Source organism: Bradyrhizobium sp. (assembly GCF_049512235.1).
Lineage (GTDB): Bacteria > Pseudomonadota > Alphaproteobacteria > Rhizobiales > Xanthobacteraceae > Bradyrhizobium.
Genome location: NZ_JBEKXH010000407.1, coordinates 1 through 5,832, shown reverse-complemented (window position 1 = coordinate 5,832; position 5,832 = coordinate 1). Strand labels below are relative to the sequence as shown.

At 62.9% G+C, this 5,832-nt stretch carries 2 protein-coding genes; both read right to left on the bottom strand.

All coding sequences use genetic code 11. The annotated features are described in order from the left end of the window. On the bottom strand, positions 1–1,352 hold a 1,352-nt coding region (locus ABSG20_RS27715; protein WP_490338343.1), incomplete at its 3' end, for a DNA-directed RNA polymerase subunit beta'. A 142-nt stretch (positions 1,353–1,494) separates the two neighbouring features. After that, positions 1,495–5,607 (bottom strand): DNA-directed RNA polymerase subunit beta, encoded by a 4,113-nt coding sequence (rpoB, locus tag ABSG20_RS27710; protein WP_423867667.1) that lies wholly within the window; start codon positions 5,605–5,607, stop codon positions 1,495–1,497. Between the last annotated feature and the right edge of the window lie 225 nt (positions 5,608–5,832).

Sequence of the window (5,832 nt, the reverse complement as noted above, 5' to 3'; positions counted from 1 at the left end):
AGCTGGATCGCCTTGCCTTCGATCAGGACCGGCTCGAACGCCTGAATGCCGAGGCGATGCAGCGTCGGCGCGCGGTTGAGCAGCACCGGATGCTCGCGGATCACCTCGTCGAGGATGTCCCAAACCTCCGGCTTCTCCTTCTCGACCAGCTTCTTGGCTTGCTTCACCGTCGTCGACAGGCCCTTGGCGTCGAGCCGCGAATAGATGAACGGCTTGAACAGCTCGAGCGCCATCTTCTTCGGCAGGCCGCACTGATGCAGGCGCAATTCGGGACCGACCACGATCACCGAACGGCCGGAATAGTCGACGCGCTTGCCGAGCAGGTTCTGACGGAAACGGCCCTGCTTGCCCTTGAGCATGTCGGCGAGCGACTTCAACGGACGCTTGTTGGCGCCGGTGATGACGCGGCCACGGCGGCCGTTGTCGAACAGGGCGTCAACCGCCTCCTGCAACATGCGCTTTTCGTTGCGGATGATGATGTCGGGCGCGCGCAGCTCCATCAGCCGCTTCAAGCGGTTGTTGCGGTTGATGACGCGGCGGTAGAGATCGTTGAGATCCGAGGTCGCAAAGCGGCCGCCGTCGAGCGGCACCAGCGGACGCAGGTCCGGCGGAATCACCGGCACCACGGTCAGGATCATCCATTCCGGCTTGTTGCCGGAATAACGGAAGGCCTCGACGATCTTCAGGCGCTTGGCGAGCTTCTTGTGCTTGATGTCGGATTCGGTCTCCTGCATCTCGACGCGCAGCGACGCCTCGAGCTTCTCCAGCTCGAGACCCTTCAACAGCTCGCGGATCGCCTCGGCGCCGATCATGGCGGTGAAGCTGTCCTGGCCGTATTCGTCCTGCGCCTTCAGATACTCGTCTTCCGACAAGAGCTGACGGTCCTTGAGCGCGGTGAGGCCCGGCTCGAGCACGACGTAATATTCAAAATACAGGATCCGCTCGAGATCCTTCAGCGTCATGTCGAGCAGAAGCCCGATGCGGGAAGGCAGCGACTTCAGGAACCAGATATGCGCCACGGGGGCGGCCAGCTCGATATGGCCCATGCGCTCGCGCCGGACCCGCGACAGCGTCACTTCGACCGAGCACTTTTCGCAGATGATGCCCTTGTACTTCATGCGCTTGTACTTGCCGCACAGGCACTCGTAGTCCTTGATCGGTCCGAAGATGCGCGCGCAGAACAGCCCGTCCCGCTCGGGCTTGAAGGTGCGGTAGTTGATGGTCTCCGGCTTCTTGATCTCGCCATAGGACCACGACAGAATCTTCTCCGGCGAGGCGATCGAGATCCGGATCTGGTCGAAGACCTGAGCCGGGGTCGTCGGATTGAAAAGATTCATGATCTCTTGATTCATCGTCTTCTCCGTCTGCCGACCTTCGCCGGCTCAAACATTTCGCTCTGTCATGCTCCGCCGCGGCGGAGCACCAGTAGTCACCGCCGCCGCTGGCGGACGATGACGGTGGCGAGGGCGGCGCTTGCGCCGCCCTTCCAAAAAATTACTCTGCGGCTTCCGACGTCGGGGTCCCCATCTTGGAATTGTGCAGGTCGACGTTGAGGCCGAGCGAACGCATTTCCTTGACCAATACGTTGAACGATTCCGGAATGCCGGCTTCGAAGGTGTCGTCGCCGCGCACGATCGCCTCGTACACCTTGGTGCGGCCGGCGACGTCGTCCGACTTCACGGTCAGCATTTCCTGCAGCGTGTAGGCCGCGCCGTAAGCCTCGAGCGCCCACACTTCCATTTCGCCGAAGCGCTGGCCGCCGAACTGCGCCTTGCCCCCCAGCGGCTGCTGGGTCACGAGCGAGTATGGTCCGATCGACCGGGCGTGGATCTTGTCGTCGACGAGGTGATGCAGCTTCAGCATATAGATGTAGCCGACGGTCACCTTGCGGTCGAACGCGTCGCCGGTGCGGCCGTCATAGACGGTGGACTGCCCGGAGGCGTCGAGACCGGCGAGCTTCAGCATCTCCTCGATGTCGGCTTCCTTGGCGCCGTCGAACACCGGGGTTGCGATCGGCACGCCGTGGCGGAGATTGCCGCCAAGCTCCATCAGTTCGCTGTCGTTGAGCGACCTGATGGTTTCCTCGTCGCCATAGATCTTTCTCAAGGTCTCCTTCAGCGGCTTGATGTCCTGCTTGGCATAATACGCATCGACGGTCTGGCCGATCCGCTTGCCGAGGCCGGCGCAGGCCCAGCCGAGATGGGTCTCGAGAATCTGCCCGACATTCATCCGGCTCGGCACGCCCAGCGGATTGAGCACGATATCGGCATGGGTGCCGTCCTCGAGGAACGGCATGTCCTCGATCGGAACGATCTTGGAAACCACACCCTTGTTGCCGTGACGGCCCGCCATCTTGTCGCCGGGCTGTATCTTGCGCTTCACCGCGACAAAGACCTTGACCATCTTCATCACGCCGGGCGGCAATTCGTCGCCGCGCTGCAGTTTCTCGACCTTGTCGAGGAAGCGCTGTTCCAGGCCCCGCTTCGATTCGTCGTACTGCTTATGCATGGCCTCGATTTCGGCCATCAGCTTGTCGTTGGACGAAGCAAACATCCACCACTGCGACCGCGGATGCTCGTCGAGCACCGCGCGCGTGATCTTGGTGTCCTTCTTGAAGCCCTTCGGACCGGCAACGCCCTGGCGGTTTTCCAACAGCTCCGCCAGGCGGCTGTAGACGTTGCGGTCGAGGATCGCCTGCTCGTCGTCGCGGTCCTTGGCCAGGCGCTCGATTTCCTCCCGCTCGATCGCCAGCGCGCGCTCGTCCTTGTCGACGCCATGCCGGTTGAATACCCGCACTTCGACGATGGTGCCCTGCACGCCGGGGGGCACGCGCAGCGAGGTGTCGCGAACGTCGGACGCCTTTTCGCCGAAGATGGCGCGCAACAGCTTTTCTTCCGGCGTCATCGGGCTTTCGCCCTTCGGCGTGATCTTGCCGACCAGGATGTCGCCGGCCCGGACTTCGGCGCCGATGTAGACGATGCCGGCTTCGTCGAGGTTCTTCAGCGCCTCCTCCGAGACGTTCGGAATGTCGCGGGTGATTTCCTCAGGTCCGAGCTTGGTATCGCGGGCCATGACCTCGAATTCCTCGATGTGGATCGAGGTGAAGACGTCGTCCTTCACGATCCTTTCCGAGAGCAGGATCGAATCCTCGAAGTTGTAGCCGTTCCACGGCATGAACGCGACCAGCACGTTGCGGCCGAGTGCGAGTTCGCCGAGGTCGGTCGAGGGACCGTCGGCGATGATGTCGCCCTTGCGCACGACATCGCCGACCTTCACCAGCGGACGCTGGTTGATGCAGGTCGACTGGTTGGAGCGCTGGTACTTCATCAGCCGGTAGATATCGACGCCCGACTTGGTGGGATCGAGATCCTCGGTGGCGCGGATAACGATACGGGTGGCGTCGATCTGGTCGATCACGCCGGTGCGGCGCGCCGCGATTGCGGCACCGGAGTCGCGCGCGACCACGCCTTCCATGCCGGTGCCGACGAACGGCGCCTCGGCCCGCACCAGCGGCACCGCCTGGCGCTGCATGTTCGAGCCCATCAGCGCGCGGTTGGCGTCGTCGTTCTCGAGGAACGGAATCAGCGCCGCGGCCACCGAAACCAGCTGCTTCGGCGACACGTCCATGTAGTCGACCTTGTCCGGCGTGATCATCACCACGTCGCCGGAATGGCGGCAGACCACGAGGTCGTCGGTGAAGCGGCTCTTGGCGTCGAGCGCCACATTGGCCTGCGCGACGTGGTAGCGGCCCTCCTCCATCGCCGACAGATAGATCACCTCGTCGGTGACGCGGCCGTCCTTGACCTTGCGATAGGGCGTTTCAACGAAGCCGTATTTGTTGACGCGCGCGAAGGTCGCCAGCGAATTGATCAGGCCGATGTTCGGGCCTTCCGGGGTCTCGATCGGGCAGATCCGGCCGTAATGGGTCGGATGCACGTCACGCACCTCGAAGCCGGCGCGCTCGCGGGTCAGGCCGCCCGGGCCCAGCGCCGAGAGCCGGCGCTTGTGGGTGATTTCCGACAGCGGATTGGTCTGATCCATGAACTGGGACAATTGCGACGAGCCGAAGAATTCGCGCACCGCGGCGGCCGCCGGCTTGGCGTTGATCAGGTCCTGCGGCATCACGGTGTCGATATCGACACTGGACATGCGCTCCTTGATCGCGCGCTCCATGCGCAACAGGCCGATTCGGTACTGGTTCTCCATCAGCTCGCCGACCGAGCGCACGCGGCGGTTGCCGAGGTGATCGATGTCGTCGATTTCGCCCTTGCCGTCGCGCAGGTCGACCAGCGTCTTGATGACGGCGAGAATGTCTTCCTTGCGCAGCGTGCGGTGGGTGTCGGGCGCGTCGAGCTCGAGGCGCATGTTCATCTTGACGCGGCCGACCGCGGACAGGTCGTAGCGCTCCGAATCGAAGAACAGCGACTGGAACATGGTCTGGGCCGAATCGATGGTCGGCGGCTCGCCGGGACGCATCACGCGATAGATGTCGAACAGCGCGTCTTCACGCGTCATGTTCTTGTCGGCGTGCAGGGTGTTGCGGATATAGGCGCCAACATTGACATGGTCGATGTCGAGCAGCGGCAGTTCCTTGTAGCCATGCTCGTTGAGGGACTTCAGCGACTTCTCGGTGATTTCCTCGCCGGCCTCGGCGTAGATTTCACCGGTCTTGGGATTGACGAGATCCTCGGCAAGATAGTTGCCGACCAGTTCCTCATCGGACAGCCGCAGCGCCTTGAGGCCCTTTTCCTGCAACTGGCGCGCGGCGCGCACGGTCAGCTTCTTGCCGGCATCGAGCACCACCTTGCCGGTGTCGGCATCGACCAGGTCGTTGATCGTGGAGTAGCCGCGGAAACGGGTGGCGTCGAACGGCACGCGCCAGCCATCCTTGGCCCGCTTGTAGATGATCTTCTTGTAGAACGTCGACAGGATGGTTTCGCCGTCGAGCCCGAGCGCGAACATCAGCGAGGTCACCGGAATCTTGCGGCGGCGGTCGATGCGCGCGAACACGATGTCCTTGGCGTCGAATTCGATATCGAGCCAGGAACCGCGATAGGGAATGACGCGCGCGGCGAACAGAAGCTTGCCGGACGAATGGGTCTTGCCCTTGTCGTGATCGAAGAACACGCCGGGCGAACGGTGCATCTGCGAGACGATGACGCGCTCGGTGCCGTTGACGACGAAGGTGCCGTTGTTGGTCATGAGCGGGATGTCGCCCATGTAGACGTCCTGCTCCTTGATGTCCTTCACGGAGCGCGCGCCGGTCTCTTCGTCGATATCGAACACGATGAGCCGCAGCGTCACCTTGAGGGGTGCCGCATAGGTCATGCCGCGCTGGCGGCATTCGTCCACGTCGTATTTGGGCGGCTCGAACTCGTAATGGACGAATTCGAGCTGGGCGGTGTTGGAGAAGTCGGAGATCGGGAACACCGACTTGAACACCGCCTGCAGACCTTCGTCGGGACGCCCGCCATGGGGCTCCTTGACCAGCAGGAATTGATCGTAGGACGCCTTCTGAACCTCGATGAGGTTCGGCATCTCTGCGACTTCCTCGATTTTTCCAAAGGACTTGCGGACCCGTTTACGACCGGTGAACGTTTGTGCCATCGTGGCCTCTTTCTTCCTCCGTCCGCCCCGGATGGGCGGCGGGGTCTTCCAGCCGGCCAAAAGCCGGACCGGAAGAGGATTAGGGCGGCGGAATTTATTCCGCCGATTTCATGCCGGGCCCGCGCGTCGGGACGCCCGTTCGCAACCAACGCAAGCGCCGCGGAACCCGGGAACTCGCGGCCGGGAACCCGGCAACCCGAACGCAGGCAGTTGGCGCCTGCAATG